Raw genomic sequence first — 18,368 nt, 5'->3', positions numbered from 1 at the left:
AATACATTCTTTAACTTAGCATGTGAGTAATTAATCACTTTTATGCAGGTTCATACGGTAAGTTTCGACGATTTTTCTTGTACAGAATATCACATTTTTGGTATTCATAGTGCATTAGAAGACTATCAGCTTGCTTACTTGTTAAATTCCTTTTTGAGCATAAATTTTAAGCGATGTAAGGATGACATCGACTTAAAAATTAAAGCAAAGGAAGCTTATTTTCCGTTATATGAATACACCAATTATCAAACAGATAACAGTTGGTTTTTAGTTTCGAACGTGTATAAAACCAAAATTCAAGGAGATAATTTGGGATTATTCTCAGAAAGTGAGACAAGACTATTTTTATTACCTGAAAAAAAGAAAGTTGATTATTTCTTGAAATTAGAAGGTGAATTTACTCAACATAGAATAGATAAAATTAACGAAGTAATTAATGAGATTCCTCAAGTAATTACTTCATATAATATTGATACAAACACACTAAAATCTAAAGAATTCTTAATTTTTTAACCTATGCCACATAACAAAAAGACCAAAATTGTAGCTACCTTAGGTCCTGCTACAAATACGAAAGAGATCCTTGCAGAAATGGCTGCTGCCGGTGTTAATGTTTTTAGAATTAACTTTTCTCATGCTGATTATGATATTGTTAAGGAGAGAGTAAGCCAAATTAGAGAGATCAATGAAGAAAGAGGTTATAATGTAGCTATTTTAGCCGATTTACAAGGCCCAAAGTTGAGAGTTGGTATAATGGAAGATGGCGTTGAAGTTAAAGCCGGAGATACCTTTATATTTACCACTGAAGAATGTACAGGAACTAAAGAAAAAGCTTTCATGACTTATCAGCAGTTCCCAAGAGACGTAAAAGCAGGAGAAAATATACTTGTAGATGATGGAAAACTTCAATTTGAGGTTGTTTCTACTGATAGAACGAAAGAAGTAATCACAAAAGTTATTGTAGGTGGTCCTTTAAAATCAAAAAAAGGTGTAAATCTTCCAAATACAAATATTTCTTTACCAGCATTAACAGAAAAGGACAAAAAGGATGTTGTTTTCGCTTTAAAACAAGAAGTAGATTGGATTGCTTTATCTTTTGTGAGAAATCCAGAAGACCTTCGAATGTTAAGAGATTTAATTAAACAGAAATCTAGATATAGAGTTCCAGTCATTGCAAAAATCGAAAAACCTGAAGCAGTTGAGAATATTGATGCATTGATCCCATATTGCGATGGTTTAATGGTAGCTCGTGGAGACCTTGGAGTAGAAGTTCCTATGCAAGACGTACCATTAATTCAAAAAATGCTTGTAAGACGTGCTAAAAAGGCAAGAATACCTGTAATCATTGCAACTCAAATGATGGAGACTATGATTGAAAATAGTGTTCCAACAAGAGCGGAGGTAAATGATGTTGCAAATTCAATTATGGATGGAGCTGATGCTGTAATGCTTTCTGGTGAAACTTCAGTAGGAAAACACCCGGTTCGGGTAATTCAAAAAATGACAGAAATTATCGGAAGTGTTGAATTCTCTGATTTGATTAAAGTTCCTATTGAAGCACCACACATTCGTACAAATCGTTTCATCACAAAATCTGTTTGTTATCACGCAGCTCTTATGGCTGACGACATTAAAGCATCTGCAATTTCAACTTTAACAAATAGTGGATATACTGCCTTCCAAATTTCTGCATGGAGACCGAAATCACATGTAATTGCTTTTTCTTCGGAAAGAAGAATCTTAGGAAAACTAAACCTTTTATGGGGAGTTAGAGCATTTTATTATGATAGAGAACTAAATACTGATGATACAATTAAAGACCTAAACGAGATTATCAAAGAAAAAGGTTTTGTAGATACAGGTGACTTTGTGATTAATTTAAGCTCTATGCCTGTTGATGAAAAAGGTATGGTAAACACCTTAAGAGTATCGCAAATAGATTAAAGAAACTTGAAATAGTTATATATAAAAAGCCCGTAAATTAAATTTACGGGCTTTTCTATTATTTTTAAAGAATATACTTATTTAGTCTGCAAGTATAATTGCTTTATTATCTTTCATTTCTAGTGTTCCAGAATTGATTGTTAAAGTAAGTACTTTATCATCTGCTGGTAATTTTTCAATACTACCGTGTAAATCGTCAAAAACAAGGTGATTTTGACCATGAACATGTACCTTAACTACACCTTCGTTTAAAACAGACACTATTGGTGCGTGATTGTTTAAAACTTGGAATTCTCCATCAACACCTGGTACTACCACAGAGTCAATTTCTGATGAGAAAACTACGGCTTCTGGAGTTACAATTTCTAAAAACATAATTGATCTCTAAATATTAATTATTAAGCTTCAGCTAACATTTTCTCACCAGCTTCAATAGCATCATCAATTGATCCTCTTAAGTTGAATGCTGCCTCTGGATACTTATCTAATTCTCCATCCATAATCATGTTGAATCCTTTGATTGTATCTTTAATATCAACTAATACTCCAGGAATACCAGTAAATTGCTCAGCTACGTGGAATGGTTGAGATAAGAAACGTTGAACACGACGCGCTCTGTGAACTACTAATTTATCCTCTTCAGATAATTCCTCCATACCTAAAATCGCGATAATATCTTGTAATTCTTTGTAACGTTGTAATAACTCCTTTACTCTTTGTGCACAGTTGTAGTGCTCATCTCCTAAAATATCAGCTGTTAGAATTCTTGATGTAGAATCTAATGGATCAACCGCTGGATAAATACCTAACTCAGCAATTTTACGAGATAATACAGTAGTCGCATCTAAGTGAGCAAACGTAGTTGCTGGTGCTGGATCCGTTAAATCATCCGCAGGTACATATACTGCCTGTACAGAAGTAATCGATCCTTTTTTAGTAGAAGTAATACGCTCTTGCATTGCTCCCATTTCTGTTGCTAAAGTTGGTTGGTAACCTACCGCAGATGGCATACGTCCTAATAAAGCAGAAACCTCAGAACCTGCTTGTGTAAAACGGAAAATGTTATCAACGAAGAATAAAACATCTTTACCTTGATCTTCTCCAGCTCCATCACGGAAATATTCAGCTATAGTTAAACCAGATAACGCAACTCTCGCACGTGCTCCTGGTGGCTCATTCATTTGTCCGAATACGAAAGTAGCTTTAGAATCTCTCATAGTATCTTTCTCAACTTTTGATAAATCCCATCCACCTTCTTCCATTGAGTGCATAAAATCATCACCGTATTTGATAATACCTGATTCTAACATCTCTCGTAATAAATCGTTTCCTTCACGAGTTCTTTCACCTACACCAGCGAATACAGATAAACCTCCGTGTCCTTTTGCGATGTTGTTAATTAACTCCTGAATTAATACTGTCTTACCTACTCCAGCTCCACCGAATAATCCAATTTTACCTCCTTTTGCGTAAGGCTCAATTAAATCGATTACTTTAATACCAGTGAATAAAACTTCAGTAGATGTAGATAATTCCTCAAACTTAGGAGCTTGACGGTGGATTGGTAAACCATCTTTACCTTCTTTTGGTAAATCTCCTAATCCATCAATTGCTTCTCCTGTTACATTAAATAAACGTCCATAGATATCTGCACCAATTGGCATTTGGATTGGATTTCCTGTAGCTACTACTTCTTGACCTCTTTGTAAACCATCCGTAGCATCCATTGAGATAGTACGTACAGTATCTTCACCAATGTGTTGTTGAACTTCTAAAACTAATGTAGTACCATCAGCTTTTTTAATTTCTAACGAATCATAAATCTTTGGTAACTCAGCGTTTTCTGTATTAAACTCAACATCGATAACCGGACCAATAATTTGAGAAACTTTACCTGTTATTGTAGACATTACTTTCTGTAATTTAGTTATTGTATTTATTAAGTGATGTTTATCCCACTTTTCAGAGCGCAAAGGTAATTTTTTTATAACAATATAAAAAGCCTTTGGTTAATAATTTTAAAAAAAGAAAAAAGCCTCGCAAATGCGAGGCTTTTTAATCTATATTTTGGTATTGATTACTTCTTTAAGTTAATCTCTACACGTCTGTTTTGTGCTCTACCAGCTCTAGTTTTGTTAGTAGCGATTGGGTAATCCTCTCCTAAACCTACAGAAGTTAATCTGTTTGAAGGAACTCCACCTTTACCAGTTAAGTAATCTAAAACAGCCTTAGCTCTTCTTTCAGATAATCTTTGGTTAGTCTTAGCAGCTCCCTGGCTATCAGTGTGACCTTCGATGTTGAAATTAGCATCTGGGTATTCTTTCATGATTCCAGCGATTAAATCTAACTTTCCAGTTACACCTGGTCTGAATGAAGATCTTCCAGAGTTGAAGTAGATAGCTCTTGCGAACTCATCTAATTTCTTCTTAGCTTCCTCAGTAATTACTGGCTTTGGCTCTGGACATCCTTGTCTTGAAGCAACACCAGCAACGTCTGGACACTTATCTACGTTATCAGTAACACCATCGTTATCTTTATCTCCCCAAGGACATCCTCCGTTTTCAGCAGGACCAGCCTCGTTTGGACACTTATCTTTGTTATCAGCGATTCCGTCACCGTCAGCATCTGGACATCCGTTCATTGCTTTAGTACCAGCAGCGTTTGGACATGCATCATCTTTATCAGCGATTCCATCACCATCAGCATCAGGACAACCGTTTAATGCAGCAACTCCAGCTTCGTTTGGACAAGCATCATCAGAATCTTTGATTCCATCACCGTCAGCATCTGGACATCCGTTGAATTCTTTTAAACCTGCAACTTCTGGACAAGCATCGTTTTTGTCATAGATTCCGTCTCCATCAGTATCTTTTCCTCCGAAACGGAAAACTAATCCTAAAGAGTGTTGGAAGTGATCCTGTACTTTGTCAGCAAATTCTTTCTTTACTCCAGTTTGGAAGTTTACACCAATGTTATCGTTAAACCAAACATTGAAACCACCACCTGCATTTAAAGTACCTTCGCTTCCTTCTACAAAGTTTCCAGCTTCCATTCTACCAAAGTCTACGAAACCTCCACCAACGAATACGTAAGGATCCCACCATGCAGTGTCTCCGAATAAGTGATTTAAATCCCACTTAGCGATTAAATCAATAGCCCAATAAAGCTCATCGATATCTTCTTCTGAAGCGAAAGTTTTTACTTTGTTAATAGAACCTGCTAACTGTAAAGAAAACCCATCGTTTAAGTATCTATCGATACTAATTCTTGAAATTGAAGGTAACGTGTTATCTCCCCACTCTCCAGTTCCTATGTAATCTTGTGCATAGTCACTAAATTCAGATGGAATTCTAACATCAACAGTGTTAATACCGAAACCTACAGCCCAAGGGTTGTTTTCGTCTTGTGCGTTTACGTTACCATAAGTTAGAAACGCAACAATAGCTAACATAGCTACTTTTTTTAATTGTTTCATTATCAAAAATTTAAATTAAAAGTTCGTTTATATATAAAGCAAATGTAAGTTCTTAAAACTTATTTACAAAAGCAAATCTACAAAAACTTATAAAAAAAACAAGTTTTTGACCTTCTAATTGCTAAATAACGTTTAACTCTTTTCCTACTTTTACAAATGCATTTATCGCCTTGTCTAGATGCTCTTTATCGTGCGCTGCAGATAATTGAACTCTAATTCGAGCTTGTTCTTTTGGCACAACTGGATAGAAGAATCCAATAACATAAATCCCTTCATCAAGTAGTTTATCAGCCATTATTTGAGACAGCTTTGCATCATACAACATCACAGGAACAATGGCTGCGTCTGCGCCAACCAAATCAAATCCTGCCTTCTCCATTTCAGTTCTAAAATAGTTCGTATTCCACTCTAACTTATCTCTTAATGAAGTATCATTTGATAATAAATCAAATACTTTTAATGAAGCTCCTACTATAGCTGGCGCTAAAGAGTTAGAAAATAGATATGGTCTAGAACGTTGACGTAAAATCTCAATGATTTCCTTTTTCCCAGTAGTGTAACCACCCATCGCACCACCTAATGCTTTTCCAAGCGTACCAGTAATAATATCAATTCTTCCTAGAACATTTTTTAATTCTAATGTACCACGACCCGTAGCTCCAATAAAACCAGCAGCGTGACACTCGTCAATCATAACTAAGGCATCATATTTATCAGCTAAATCACAAATTTCATCAAGTTTAGCAACTATTCCATCCATAGAGAACACACCATCAGTAACAATAATCTTAAATCTATGATTTTGTTTGTTTGCCTCAATTAATTGTTCTTCTAAAGAAACCATATCATTATTATTATAACGATATCGTGCTGCCTTACACAAACGAACACCATCAATAATTGAGGCGTGATTTAAGCTGTCTGATATAATTGCATCATCTTTTGACAATAAAGGTTCAAACACTCCACCATTAGCATCAAATGCCGCAGCGTATAGAATTGTATCCTCAGTTTGATAAAACTCTGCAATTTTAGATTCTAATTGTTTGTGAATATCTTGAGTTCCACAAATAAAACGAACAGAAGACATTCCAAATCCATGAGTATCCATAACATCCTTAGCGGCTTGGATTACTTCTTTATTATTAGAAAGTCCTAAATAATTATTTGCGCAAAAGTTAATAACCTCTTCTCCTGTTGAAATTTTAATTACAGCGTCTTGAGACGACGTAATAATTCTTTCACTCTTATATAATCCAGCATCTTTTATATCCTGAATTTCTTGCTGTAAATGCTCTTTAATTTTTCCGTACATGTTTAGTTTGTTTGCTGGGTAAAATTAGTTAATTTCTTTAACTAAAACAGCATCATTTATATATACCAATATTTTTTTTTCAATTTTAAAACCTAAGTTTTGAAGTTCGTTTTCATATAATCGTAATTGATTGATATGCGTATGACTTTCTGCTCCTGTTTTATAATCTATAATTGTAGTAAGATTATCTTTAATTACTAATCTATCCGGAATAATAATGGAGTTATTAACTGTTAACAATTCTTTCTCATTATACACCTTTACTTCTTTCGAAAAGAATTCATTCAATGAAGCATGCTCAACAACACTAAAAACTAAATTCTTAATCGTTTTTAAAAGTTGAAAAGATAAATCTCCTTGCATTTCGTAAAAATGAAAAACCTTTTCAATATCTGATACAACGTAAATTTCTGAAAGAATCGAATGTACAAGATTTCCATATTGGATCGATTCTTCTTGATCTGTATCCCATAATTTTGAAGCACTAGCAAGCAATACAATATTATGATTTTGCCATGGTGTGGTGATAAACTTTTCTTGAACTTGAATTTCTTTCTCCTTTATTTCTTTTACGCTTTCTCTATTTGACACTCCAAAATCGTATTCATTCTGATTGTCGTTCCACAATCCTTGCTTTTTTAAATATGAAATAAAAATCCCTGAGTAGTAATTCGTGTTTTCTCCTGATTTTGAAATTCTTTTTTCTGTAATTATATGCAACTGCTCAACAGCTCTGGTTAATGCAACGTAGAGTAAATTAAAATTGTCCAATTCTAATTCCTGAATTTGTTGCGTATACAAATCCATTCCTCTATCATTGATATGACTTACAGATTTACTAAAATCTATCAACAACTCTTTAAAATTATCGAATGACTCTGGTAAACTATCAAACCAAACTTTTGGTTTTATCTGCCTATACACATCTAAATCATAAGGAAAAATAACTACTGGAAATTCCAGCCCTTTAGATTTATGAATCGTCATAATATGAACAGCGTCTGCATCTTCTGAAGTAACAATACTCAGTACTTCTTTCTTAACACTCCAAAATTCAATAAAATCATGAACATCAACACCCTTATTTTGTTGATCCAAAACAACGTCTAAGAAAAACTGAGCATATGCATCAGAACTTTCTAACAAATTAAAGCTTCTTATTATATATTCAATCTTATCATAGAAAGGTAATTCGAAATATATATTTAAATTAAAATCTATTGAAAACGACTTTAATTCTTCGAAGAAAACTGTAATCTCTTTCTTTATTAGTAATTCGTAAAAGCCATGAATTTCTGTTTTTACTGAAAGATGGTGATATAAGAAATGTAAAACTTCAAATCTCTTCTCTTCATTATCAGACTGAAGTATCAGTTGAATTAGGTTGACTATAAAATTTACCTTCTCACTATTCTTTAATAATAAGGTTTCAGATGATATAATTGGTATTCCTTTTTCAGAAAGATAATTAGCAACTTGAACACCTTCGCTCTTTTTACGAACTAAAACAGCAATTTCATTTAAAGAATATTGTTGGTTTAATTCAGTAATTTTCTCATATACTTTTCTAGGATACTTCTCTTTTTCTAATTCCTTATCCTCATGCTTCTCCATAAAAGAAAGTGTTACTTGACCTCCCTTTTTTGAGTTTTCTAGCTGTTTATTTCCATCTTTAAATAACTGACTGTAATCTTGATTATTTAGAAATGAACTGACATGCTGAAAAAATTGATTATTAAAATTAATTACTTCGGAAAAACTTCTAAAATTTCTCTCTAGTTGATTAATACTTTTTTCCGCTTGAAAGACTTTAAAATCTGGACTACTTAAGTTAATAAACTGTTCTGCTTTTCCGCCACGCCACCTATAAATAGCCTGCTTTGCATCACCAACTAAAAGTAAACTACTATTTTCTTGTGCCAATGCATTATCTATTAACGGAATTAAATTTCCCCATTGCAACACCGAAGTATCTTGCATTTCATCTATGAAATAGTGCATAAAACGCTGACCAATTCTCTCGTAAATAAAAGGCGTTGGTTGATTCTTAATATTGTCCGAAATCAACTGATTAAACTCGGCATTTAATCTAATGTTGTTTTCTTCTTTTAGCTGAGTTAATTCTTGATTTATAGTATTTAAAACAGCTAAAGGAATTAGGCTTTTCAAAGCCAATTTATTTAGCGTGGAATCTTTATACAAATTCTCTGACTCTGAATATAACTCAAGTAATTCTGGCAGGATTCCTTCAATAGCAGATTTTATATCATCCGACTTTGATTTTGAATAGAATGTGTTTTCTTCTATTCGTTGTCTAAGCTTACTTTGATCAAAAAATTTAGCAGTACTAGGATTTTCTTTTAATGCAATAAAATGTTTTGGTATAAGAGAATAGTAAAAATCTTTATGATCCAATCCCATTCCATCTATAACTTGAAGTCCTCTTTCACCAATTTCTTTCAACTTAGTTTCTGTTTGAACTTGATATTTGTTCAATTTTTGTTTTAAGTTGATAAAATCTTGAGTGCTTCGTTCTCTTAAAACTCTAAAATGTCTTACATCATCTTCATTCAACAGCACTTTAGAAAATTCTTTTAATTCATATGAAATGTCCCAAGATTTATCTTCATCTATTTTTGAAAGCGAAAAATCAATTAAAAGATTGGTCAATTCTCTATTAGTTCCAATTTTAGATATTAGAAGATCTACCGCTTCATTTAAAAGAGAAACAGCATCCATTTCTACTTCAAAATTCAGTGTCAATCCTAAATCGAACGCGAAATTCTTAATGATTTTATGCGTAAAACTATCGATTGTGGTAATTGAAAAAGCCGAGTAATTCTGTAAAATTGCATTTAGTATTCTACTACTTCTTTCTTTAATAGTTTCTTTGTCTAATGTAGTTTCTAGAATAACCTGATTCACTATTTCATTAGACCTATCTTCTGTAACATCTGAAAGAGATTTTAAAACCCTCTCCTTCATTTCTCCGGCCGCCTTATTGGTAAATGTTATAGCCAATACCTTTTGAAAATAAAACACATCACTAGATTGCAGCAATACTTTGAGGTATTCTTTTACTAAAGTGAAGGTTTTTCCACTTCCCGCGGAAGCGTTAAATATTTGAAATGAAGTACTATTCTGCACTAAACTTTTTTTATGCAATTTAAGTAAAAAACACCCTAATAAATAGAGTGTTTTTCAAAAGATATTTTATTTCAAAACAGTAATAATATCGTTGTTTATTTTGACGAAGTCTTTATTCTTTGCCTCTTCAGATAATTGCAATGCTCTTTTTGCAACTTCAACCGCTTCTTTTCTTCTATTTAAGTCTTTCAAGATAAGTGCTTCTCTGGTCACCTGAAAAAACAAAGCTTTATCCGATTCAGTAACTTTTTGAATATACGTTAAGGCTTTATTCAAATCAGTTTTCGTTTCATGGTAATATAACGCAGCCCTGAAATAATCTGAGGAACTCGGGCCAGCCAATTCTTTATTTATTGATGCAATTATTTCTTCCTCCTCATTTACTTTTACAGGAATTATAATTCTTGAATTTTCCCACTCTATGTATATATCTGCACTATTCAAGGTTATATTTTGAAATCGTATCGCTAATGATTCGACTGATTCTGATACACTTTCCACAGGCAAATTAAATGCTGTAAATGGCTCTTGCTCTTTGTAAGCATTCCAGTTAGAACTTGAATACGTATACCATTTTATCGTCCATACATTCTTTTCAGGAATTGTTAGCAAACTATAATCTCCCTTAGGAAATTTTTGCCCGTTGATTACTACTTCTTTTGAAAATGAGAATTTTGTTGCACTATTTGCTCCTGTTCTCCAAACCTCTCCAAAAGGTAATAATCCACCAAAAATTTTCCTTTCTTTTTTACTCGGTCTAGAATATTCTATAGTAACTGTTGATAACCCTATGTTCTGACTTAATTTAGTTTTTGGACTTAAACTTGGAACTTTTAATTGCGCTAGCAAACCAGCATTCATAAACATGAACACCATTATTATATATGTTTTCATTCTTATTGTTTTTGATTAAAATATGCTGATGGAGAAACTCCCATCAAGCTTTTAAAAGATTTATTAAATGTTGTTTTGGAATTGAAACCTGCTTCTTGGGCTAATCCAAAAAAAGTAAATTTTTTTCCTTTTTCACTTTTTGCTAAATCAACAAATTCTTTAATTCTATAGTAGTTTACATATTCGAAGAAATTCATCCCGATATTTTCGTTTAATAATCGTGATAATTCCGGACCATGTACTCCCAACATTTGAGCCAGTTCTGTTTTCAATAATTTGGCGTTTAAGTAAGGTTTTTTCTCTAGCATTAATTTCTCCAATGCTAGTTTTAAACGATCTAAATCTTCATGAGTTAATTTTGATTGATGATACTTCTTAACTTTTACATCTGGAATAGATTTCAATACCTCAGGTTTTAGCATCATATAGTAACTGATAAAGAGAATTACAAACGTTAGTATAATCCAGATATAAGGTCTTGCAGTGCGTTCAATCATAGGAAAACCTAAGAAGTTTGTTATGAATAAAATCAGCCAGATTAACATACAAAAGCCAGTTACAATCAAAAAATGATGTACGAACTTAATATGAGGTACAAATGAAGATTCATTTTTGAAACTATTCGAAAATTTTTGAAAACCTTTATATGCCTTTATCCAGTACAATATATTCACTACTAAACCAATCGCATGACACCAGTAAATAACTGTCATTAAATCAATAGACTTATTTCGTTCTATTTGATATTCACGTGACGGAATAATGAAATATCCTGCAATAAACATTGAATATACAATACCCGGAACATAATGCTGTAAATTAGTCTTTGTGAATTTTTCTTTGAACAAAGTAGATTGTACAAACAAGAAAATTGTAGGTCCAAATAAAAGCGCGGAAAACTCCGACATTGCCATTAATTTGAAACTCCTATCGAACAAATCAACACTGTGCAATACTTTACCAAACAATCCTATAGTTAGAATTACAACCAAAATCAATAAGAACTCATTGATTTGATTACGTGTTTTTAAAGACACTATAAAAATAAATATGAGTAAGAGACTTTGAAAAAAACCAAAGTACACGAGTTGTTCAAGAATTTGTTGCATTTACTTTTTTCTTTTTTGAAAATTAATCAATTTGAAATTGATGTACGTTTGATAATCTTGCATAGCTCGATAATGGATACTTTTTAGAAAAAGACTCAAACTGTTCATGCGTTTCCCATTCTACAATAGATATAATATCTGGTCTGTAATAATATCCTGTTAGCGATTCTCCATTTTCTAATTTCAAAATAACTTTTCCTCCATTTTTCTTCACGCTATTTTCCCAAACTTTATAAAAATCAGTTTTATCTTTTTTCTTCTTCCAAAACGAAGTTACCACATTGAATTTGTTCTTATAGATTGAAAAATCTACATCATTTTCAACTTCAAAATATGCTAATCCAAAATAGGTAAACAAATCTTTTCTCTGCTTATGAAAATCTGGAACTTCATTCTCAATAACTCTTAAAAATTCTTTCCTTTTTTTAATATCGCTCCACTTCCCAAAAATAAAATTAACTGGTAAATGACTTCCCATTATTAATTTTTTAGTTCTAAACCCAGATTGTGGCTGATACGTAAATTTAGAAGCAACTGGAAATGCTGTTCTTTTATACCTATCAAACAATTTTTTATAATTGTTTTTTGTACCCGTTACCAAAAGTATATCCAACACCTCTCCTTTTTTAAACTGAAATGCTTTTTTCCCTGTTTGGGCTACTCCTTGATAACAGCAAACACATAAAAAAGCCAATTTGATTACTAATAACTTCATGATTTCAAAATTTTAAATTATTTCACAAAGCAACTACAAAACTCAATGAAAGTAAAGGGTTAAGAGGTACGGTTACCGTATGTGGACATCAAATTTTATGTTTTAGAATCGACAATTTTTCGGATTCTGTTAAATACAGTAGAAATTTCTAATTGAAGCAACTTTTCGTTTATCTTCGTTATACAAACAAACCTATTTAACTATTTAATGAGCAGTATCTTGAAAATTGGGATGGCGCAAATTTCTCCTGTTTGGTTAAACAAAGAAAAGACCATCGAAAAAGTCAATTCGTATATTGTAAAAGCCGCTAAAGAAGAATGTGATCTCGTAGTTTTTGGTGAAGGATTATTGCCAGGATATCCTTTCTGGTTGTCTATCACTAATGGCTCTGAGTTTAACTCACCAGTCCAAAAAGAGATACATGCTCATTATTTAAAAAACTCAATTGAAGTTGAAAAAGGTGATCTGAATAGCGTTTGTAAAACAGCCAAAGAAAACTCAATTGCTATTTACTTAGGAATTATAGAAAGAGCTGTTAATCGCGGTGGTCATAGTTTATACTGTTCTTTAGTATATATTGACAAAACAGGAACTATACAATCTGTTCACAGAAAATTACAACCGACATACGAAGAACGCCTAACTTGGTCTCCAGGTGATGGTCATGGTTTAACTGTTCATCCTTTAGGAGATTTTACTGTTGGAGGATTAAACTGTTGGGAAAATTGGATGCCTTTGCCAAGAACAGCTTTATACGCACAAGGAGAAAACTTACATATTGCAGTTTGGCCTGGAGCAGAAAGAAACACTTTTGATATTACAAAGTTTATTGCAAAAGAAAGCAGATCTTTTGTTGTTTCCGTCAGTGGATTTATGTCTATTGATGATTTCCCTAAAGACACACCAAATTATGATGCGATTATTAAAGACGCGCCGAAAATTTTAGCGAACGGTGGATCTTGTATTTCTGGACCAGATGGAGAATGGGTAATTCCGCCAGTTGTTGGAGAAGAAGGCTTATTTACGGGTGAAATTGATTATCAAAAAGTACTTGAAGAGCGACATAATTTTGATTGTGTTGGTCATTATTCAAGACCAGATGTCACCAAATTAACTTTAAATAGAGAGAGACAATCTATCATCGATTTTTCATGAAATTAAGAGAATTAAACACAGCACTTTTACTAGTTGATATTCAAAAAGGATTTGACAACGAGGAATATTGGGGTGGAAATAGAAATAACAAAGATGCAGAAGAAAAATGTGCTCAAATTTTAAAAGAGTGGAGAGCGTTACAACTTCCTGTTTATCATATTCAACATAGTTCGCAAAATCCTAAATCATTATTGCATAAATCTCATCCTGGTTTTGAAATTCAAGACATTGTGAAACCACTATCAGGTGAACCCGTAATTGTAAAAGATGTGAATAGCGCTTTTATAGGAACAAATCTTGAAACTATACTTAAAGACCAACAGATTAAAAACGTCGTAATTGTTGGATTGACTACAAATCATTGTATTTCTACAACAACTAGAATGGCTGGAAATTTAGGTTTCGACACAATATTAGTTGGCGACGCTACAGCAACATTTGACAGAAAGGGAATGAATGGAGAAATCTTTTCTTCAGAAACTATTCATCAAACAACACTGGCGAATTTACACGAAGAATTTGCAGATGTTATTTCTACAAATGAATTGTTGAGTAGAGTTTAACCCAACCCAACATCCAAAGACATCATTACAATAAATCCACCTATAAAACCAAGCGTGGCAATATCTGTATATTTATCTCTTTGTGTTTCTGGAATCACTTCTTCCACAACTACGAAAATCATTGCGCCCGCGGCAAAAGCTAATGCATAAGGTAAAATCGGAGTGAAAAACGAAACAGCTAAAGCTCCTAAAACTGCAGCAAAAGGCTCAACTACAGCAGATAATTGTCCGTACCAAAAACTCTTTCTTCTACTTACACCTTGTCGTCTTAATGGCATTGCAACTGCAAAACCTTCAGGGAAGTTTTGAATTCCGATTCCAATAGCTAAAGAAATAGCGGCAATAATCATTTCGGTTTGCTCTACTCCAACTAATGTCGAAGCTGCTCCAAATAAAACTCCCACAGCTAATCCTTCTGGAATATTATGTAATGTAATTGCTAATACTAATAAAGTTGTTTTGTGCCAATTTGTTTTTACACCTTCCGCTTCATCTTCTTTAAAATTAATGTGTAAGTGAGGTAACCATTTATCCATTCCGAATAAAGCCAAAGCTCCTAAGGCAAAACCAATAGCAGATGGTAAAACTTTTATAAACCCTTCTCCAGGACTATTTTCTATTGCAGGTGATAATAAACTCCAAAAACTCGCAGCTACCATTACTCCACCTGTAAATCCTAACATTCCATCCAATACTGCTCGATTCATTTTCTTAAAAAAGAAAACCAAAGCCGCTCCTAAAGCTGTTAACCCCCAAGTAAATAGAGATGCATAAAGCGCTCCTTGTATTGGATGTTCTTTACAAAACTCGACTATTTGATCGAAAAAACTCATATCTTTTTAATGTATAAGTTGCTAGCTATTTTATTTGAAATAGATAGCGGTTTATTATTTATTTCTATTGTTAGAGAACCATCAAAAGGTTCAATATCTATAATTGTGATTTCTACTCCTAAACCAATTCCTTGTTTATCTAAGAATTTTAAAAAATCAGATGAACTATCATTCACACCTACACAAACTCCAACTGTTCCTTTAGGTAAAACAGATAAAAGATTCTTCTCTATCTGATGTATATTTCCTTCTTCATCTGGAATTGGATCTCCATGCGGATCATGCTTAGGATATCCTAAAAAAGCATCCAATTCATTAATAAGTTTAGGTGATTTTATGTGCTCTAATTGTTCAGCTACTTCATGAACTTCATCCCAAGAGAAATTCAACTTTTCTACAAGAAAAACTTCCCATAATCTATGTTTCCTGATAATTCCTGTAGCAACTTTTCTACCAAAATCGGTAAGCTTTACACCTTGATACTTTTTATATACCACAACTTCTTTTTCAGATAGTTTTTTAATCATATCTGTAACCGAAGATGCTTTTGTATCTAGTTGTTTCGCTATAGCATTTGTACTAATTCCTTTATCAGAATCTAGTGCCAAATGGTAAATGGTTTTTATATAATTCTCCTCAGATTGTGAAAACATGGGCTTTAATTCTATGCAAACATACAAATTTTTGATTTATAAAAGTTAATTTTTAGTCTTGTCTAAAAATTAATTTATATTTGCATCAAATTTATTTTAGAATAAAAGAAATGAAATCTTTCTTACAGACAGTATTTTTATTCGTAACACTTATAAGTTACGGACAAACTATAAAAGGAAAAGTTACTTTTAATAACGAACCGCAAGAGTTCGTATCAGTTTATACAAAAGACAAATCTCAAGGAACCATAACTAATGATAAAGGTGAATATACCTTAACCTTAAATCAACCAAAAGCTACAATCGTATTTCAAAGTGTTGGATACAAGTTGATAGAAAAGGAAATTAGTTTCAACGGTTCAGAAACCAAAACACTTGATATCACACTACAAGAAGATCTTTTAGGATTAGATCAAGTGGTTGTGAGTGCAACGCGATCATATTTAAACAGAAAAGTGGCTCCGGTAATTGTAACAGTTACTGACGCGAAACTATTAGAGGCGACTCAGTCTGTTAGTTTATCTGAAGGGTTAAACTTTCAACCAGGACTGCGTATGGAAACTAATTGTCAGAATTGTGGTTTCTCTCAGGTACGAATTAATGGATTAGACGGAGCGTATTCTCAAATATTAGTAGATAGCAGACCTATTTTTAGTGCTTTAAACGGAGTGTATGGTTTAGATCAAATTCCAGCTAATATTATTCAAAGAATTGAAGTAGTTCGTGGTGGAGGATCAGCTTTATATGGTGCTAATGCTATTGCTGGAACTATTAATATTATTACTAAAGATCCTATCGACAACACATTTCAAGTAGGACAAAACGTTTCTTTAATTAAAGGAGAAACACTAGATGTTGCCACTACTATTAATGGAACCGTTGTAAATGATGAAGCTTCTGCGGGACTTACTTATTTCGGAATGTACAGAAATAGAAATCCATATGATTATGATGGAGATTCTTTCACTGAACTCACAAAATTAGAAACACAAACTTTCGGATTTAAAGGATATATCAAACCCTCAGACAATACAAGATTAACAGCAGAATTCAATTCTATTAGTGAATTTAGAAGAGGAGGAAACAAATTAGGTTTACAACCTTTTGAAAGTGATGTAGCAGAACAAATTGATTCTGATGTATTAACAGGTGGACTTACATTTGAGTCTTCTATTAATGAAGGAAAACAACATTTCTCTGCTTACGTTTCTACTTCTCGCTCAAAAAACAAAAACTATTACGGTGGTGGGGAAGATTTAGTTGCCCAAAATGGTGAAGTATTAGGATTCGGTAATTCTAGAGATGAAACTTGGGTTTTAGGTTCTCAGTATGCTCATAAACTATCTGATTTCTTGGGTGGAAAAGGAAATTTCACAGGAGGAATTGAGTTTAAGTATGATAAAATGAAAGATGAAAAACCGGGTTTTAATGCTTTTGTAAATCAAACTTTAAGAACTTATGGACTTTATGCTCAACAAGAATGGACGATTAATAAACAATGGAAAGTCTTAGGAGGTCTGCGTGCAGATATTCATAATTTAACTGACGAAAGTGTGATTTTTAATCCGCGTTTGAATGTAATGTATTTTGCCAATGAAAATTCTCGATTCAGAGCTTCATATGCTAAAGGTTTTAGAGCTCCACAAGTATTTACAGAAGATTTACATGCACAAATTGCAGCTGGAGAAGTTTTAACTGTTCGTGTTGATCGATCTAAATTAGTTTCGGAAACATCTCATAGTTTTACAGGATCTTTCGATTGGAATAAAAATTTAACTGAAGGTGAAGTATCTTTCACTTTAGAGGCTTTTTATACTAAAATTGTAAATCCTTTTATCCTTGAACAATTAAATAATTTGATTTGGGAAAAGAGAAATGGAGATAACGCCCATGTAAAAGGAATTAACATCGAAACAAAATATGCTCCAAATGAAAAATGGATATTACAAGCAGGAGCAACAATTCAAGAAGGGAAATTTGACAAACCAGTACAATGGTCTGATGATCCTAATATTTCATTAGAAAACGCAGATAACTTCTTCAAATCTCCTAACTTCTACGGAAACTTTATTGCAACCTATGCTCCGAATAAAAAGTTTCAAAACAATGTATCTGCAGTTTACACGGGAAGCATGTATGTTCCACATTTAGCAGGATTCATTGCTGAAGATCGTTTAGAAAAAACAACTGACTTTTTAGAATTAAACGTAAAATCATCTTATGATTTCTCACTGGATAAGCACAACCACTCTACTTTAAGAATAAGTGGTGGTGTTCAAAATATTTTTGACAGCTACCAACAAGATTTCGATCAAGGAGCTGATAGAGACGCAAACTATATTTATGGACCTTCAAGACCAAGGACTTTCTTTGTTGGTTTGAAATTTATAAATAACTAAATTCTATTTGTTATTTATCTCGATTACTAATTAAAATAAGAAACATATTGCCGGAGAATTTCTGTTCTCCGGTTTTTTGTTTGTAAACAAATCGTTAATAGTAAATCGCATAAAACATCCAGTGTTTGCAGGGAAAACAGATTAATTATTGAGCATATTAATTCAA

General features: G+C 32.8%; 15 protein-coding genes. 5 read left to right on the top strand and 10 right to left on the bottom strand.

What is annotated here, in order from left to right:
• Positions 1-42 precede the first annotated feature (42 nt).
• Both ABNT61_RS13435 and pyk read left to right on the top strand, forming a co-directional pair.
• Positions 43-513: an IPExxxVDY family protein gene (locus tag ABNT61_RS13435; protein WP_348741038.1), complete on the top strand. Its 471-nt coding sequence runs from the start codon at positions 43-45 to the stop codon at positions 511-513.
• Positions 514-516: 3 nt separating this feature from the next.
• On the top strand, positions 517-1,944 hold the full coding sequence (gene pyk / locus ABNT61_RS13430) for a pyruvate kinase (RefSeq protein ID WP_348710398.1): 1,428 nt from the start codon (positions 517-519) through the stop codon (positions 1,942-1,944).
• Between the two features lie 81 nt (positions 1,945-2,025).
• On the opposite strand, the gene ABNT61_RS13425 is transcribed toward pyk, so the two are convergent.
• The 8 genes from ABNT61_RS13425 to ABNT61_RS13390 form a co-directional block, all read right to left on the bottom strand.
• Complete coding sequence (locus ABNT61_RS13425; RefSeq protein WP_348743606.1) at positions 2,026-2,319, bottom strand: F0F1 ATP synthase subunit epsilon; 294 nt, start codon at positions 2,317-2,319, stop codon at positions 2,026-2,028.
• 23 nt (positions 2,320-2,342) lie between these two features.
• Positions 2,343-3,854 (bottom strand): F0F1 ATP synthase subunit beta, encoded by a 1,512-nt coding sequence (gene atpD / locus ABNT61_RS13420; RefSeq protein WP_348710400.1) that lies wholly within the window; start codon positions 3,852-3,854, stop codon positions 2,343-2,345.
• A 167-nt stretch (positions 3,855-4,021) separates the two neighbouring features.
• Positions 4,022-5,419 (bottom strand): OmpA family protein, encoded by a 1,398-nt coding sequence (locus tag ABNT61_RS13415; RefSeq protein WP_348723154.1) that lies wholly within the window; start codon positions 5,417-5,419, stop codon positions 4,022-4,024.
• Positions 5,420-5,540: 121 nt separating this feature from the next.
• Positions 5,541-6,734 carry a glycine C-acetyltransferase gene (gene kbl, locus ABNT61_RS13410; protein WP_348723155.1) on the bottom strand — a complete coding sequence of 398 codons (1,194 nt, stop codon included), beginning with the start codon at positions 6,732-6,734 and terminating at the stop codon, positions 5,541-5,543.
• Positions 6,735-6,758: 24 nt separating this feature from the next.
• Positions 6,759-9,881 carry a UvrD-helicase domain-containing protein gene (locus tag ABNT61_RS13405; protein ID WP_348743605.1) on the bottom strand — a complete coding sequence of 1,041 codons (3,123 nt, stop codon included), beginning with the start codon at positions 9,879-9,881 and terminating at the stop codon, positions 6,759-6,761.
• 66 nt (positions 9,882-9,947) lie between these two features.
• Positions 9,948-10,775, bottom strand: coding sequence for a DUF2911 domain-containing protein (locus tag ABNT61_RS13400; RefSeq protein ID WP_348743604.1), 828 nt, complete (start codon positions 10,773-10,775; stop codon positions 9,948-9,950).
• Between the two features lie 2 nt (positions 10,776-10,777).
• Entirely contained in the window at positions 10,778-11,884 is a 1,107-nt protein-coding gene (locus tag ABNT61_RS13395; protein WP_348743603.1) for a helix-turn-helix domain-containing protein, read from the bottom strand.
• A gap of 22 nt (positions 11,885-11,906) precedes the next feature.
• Positions 11,907-12,599 carry a hypothetical protein gene (locus ABNT61_RS13390; protein ID WP_348743602.1) on the bottom strand — a complete coding sequence of 231 codons (693 nt, stop codon included), beginning with the start codon at positions 12,597-12,599 and terminating at the stop codon, positions 11,907-11,909.
• Between the two features lie 207 nt (positions 12,600-12,806).
• Between ABNT61_RS13390 and ABNT61_RS13385 the strand changes: the two genes are divergently transcribed.
• Both ABNT61_RS13385 and ABNT61_RS13380 read left to right on the top strand, forming a co-directional pair.
• The gene (locus tag ABNT61_RS13385; RefSeq protein ID WP_348743601.1) at positions 12,807-13,754 is read left to right on the top strand and encodes a carbon-nitrogen hydrolase family protein; all 948 of its coding nucleotides are present in this window, start codon (positions 12,807-12,809) and stop codon (positions 13,752-13,754) included.
• Positions 13,751-14,317, top strand: a complete 567-nt coding sequence (locus tag ABNT61_RS13380) for a cysteine hydrolase family protein (RefSeq protein WP_348743600.1) — start codon at positions 13,751-13,753, stop codon at positions 14,315-14,317. Before ABNT61_RS13385 ends, ABNT61_RS13380 begins: the two co-directional genes overlap by 4 nt.
• Here the strand turns inward: ABNT61_RS13380 and ABNT61_RS13375 are convergent.
• Positions 14,314-15,150 (bottom strand): ZIP family metal transporter, encoded by an 837-nt coding sequence (locus ABNT61_RS13375; RefSeq protein WP_348743599.1) that lies wholly within the window; start codon positions 15,148-15,150, stop codon positions 14,314-14,316. The two genes, ABNT61_RS13380 and ABNT61_RS13375, sit on opposite strands and share 4 nt — an antisense overlap.
• Positions 15,147-15,803 (bottom strand): metal-dependent transcriptional regulator, encoded by a 657-nt coding sequence (locus tag ABNT61_RS13370; protein WP_348743598.1) that lies wholly within the window; start codon positions 15,801-15,803, stop codon positions 15,147-15,149. The genes ABNT61_RS13375 and ABNT61_RS13370 overlap by 4 nt, the downstream gene beginning before the upstream one ends.
• A 110-nt stretch (positions 15,804-15,913) precedes the next feature.
• Here ABNT61_RS13370 and ABNT61_RS13365 point away from each other — a divergent pair, with 110 nt between their 5' ends.
• Positions 15,914-18,202 (top strand): TonB-dependent receptor, encoded by a 2,289-nt coding sequence (locus ABNT61_RS13365; RefSeq protein ID WP_348743597.1) that lies wholly within the window; start codon positions 15,914-15,916, stop codon positions 18,200-18,202.
• The last annotated feature ends 166 nt before the right edge of the window (positions 18,203-18,368 follow it).

This window comes from Tenacibaculum sp. 190524A05c (genome assembly GCF_964036595.1).
Lineage (GTDB): Bacteria > Bacteroidota > Bacteroidia > Flavobacteriales > Flavobacteriaceae > Polaribacter > Polaribacter platacis.
This window is presented reverse-complemented; position numbering and strand designations above follow the sequence as displayed.

Coding starts and splice junctions, on each gene's coding strand:
- ABNT61_RS13435 (WP_348741038.1), top strand. CDS start 43: ATGCAGGTTCATACGGTAAGTTTCGACGATTTTTCTTGTACAGAATAT.
- pyk (WP_348710398.1), top strand. CDS start 517: ATGCCACATAACAAAAAGACCAAAATTGTAGCTACCTTAGGTCCTGCT.
- ABNT61_RS13425 (WP_348743606.1), bottom strand. CDS start 2,319: ATGTTTTTAGAAATTGTAACTCCAGAAGCCGTAGTTTTCTCATCAGAA.
- atpD (WP_348710400.1), bottom strand. CDS start 3,854: ATGTCTACAATAACAGGTAAAGTTTCTCAAATTATTGGTCCGGTTATC.
- ABNT61_RS13415 (WP_348723154.1), bottom strand. CDS start 5,419: ATGAAACAATTAAAAAAAGTAGCTATGTTAGCTATTGTTGCGTTTCTA.
- kbl (WP_348723155.1), bottom strand. CDS start 6,734: ATGTACGGAAAAATTAAAGAGCATTTACAGCAAGAAATTCAGGATATA.
- ABNT61_RS13400 (WP_348743604.1), bottom strand. CDS start 10,775: ATGAAAACATATATAATAATGGTGTTCATGTTTATGAATGCTGGTTTG.
- ABNT61_RS13395 (WP_348743603.1), bottom strand. CDS start 11,884: ATGCAACAAATTCTTGAACAACTCGTGTACTTTGGTTTTTTTCAAAGT.
- ABNT61_RS13390 (WP_348743602.1), bottom strand. CDS start 12,599: ATGAAGTTATTAGTAATCAAATTGGCTTTTTTATGTGTTTGCTGTTAT.
- ABNT61_RS13385 (WP_348743601.1), top strand. CDS start 12,807: ATGAGCAGTATCTTGAAAATTGGGATGGCGCAAATTTCTCCTGTTTGG.
- ABNT61_RS13380 (WP_348743600.1), top strand. CDS start 13,751: ATGAAATTAAGAGAATTAAACACAGCACTTTTACTAGTTGATATTCAA.
- ABNT61_RS13375 (WP_348743599.1), bottom strand. CDS start 15,150: ATGAGTTTTTTCGATCAAATAGTCGAGTTTTGTAAAGAACATCCAATA.
- ABNT61_RS13370 (WP_348743598.1), bottom strand. CDS start 15,803: ATGTTTTCACAATCTGAGGAGAATTATATAAAAACCATTTACCATTTG.
- ABNT61_RS13365 (WP_348743597.1), top strand. CDS start 15,914: ATGAAATCTTTCTTACAGACAGTATTTTTATTCGTAACACTTATAAGT.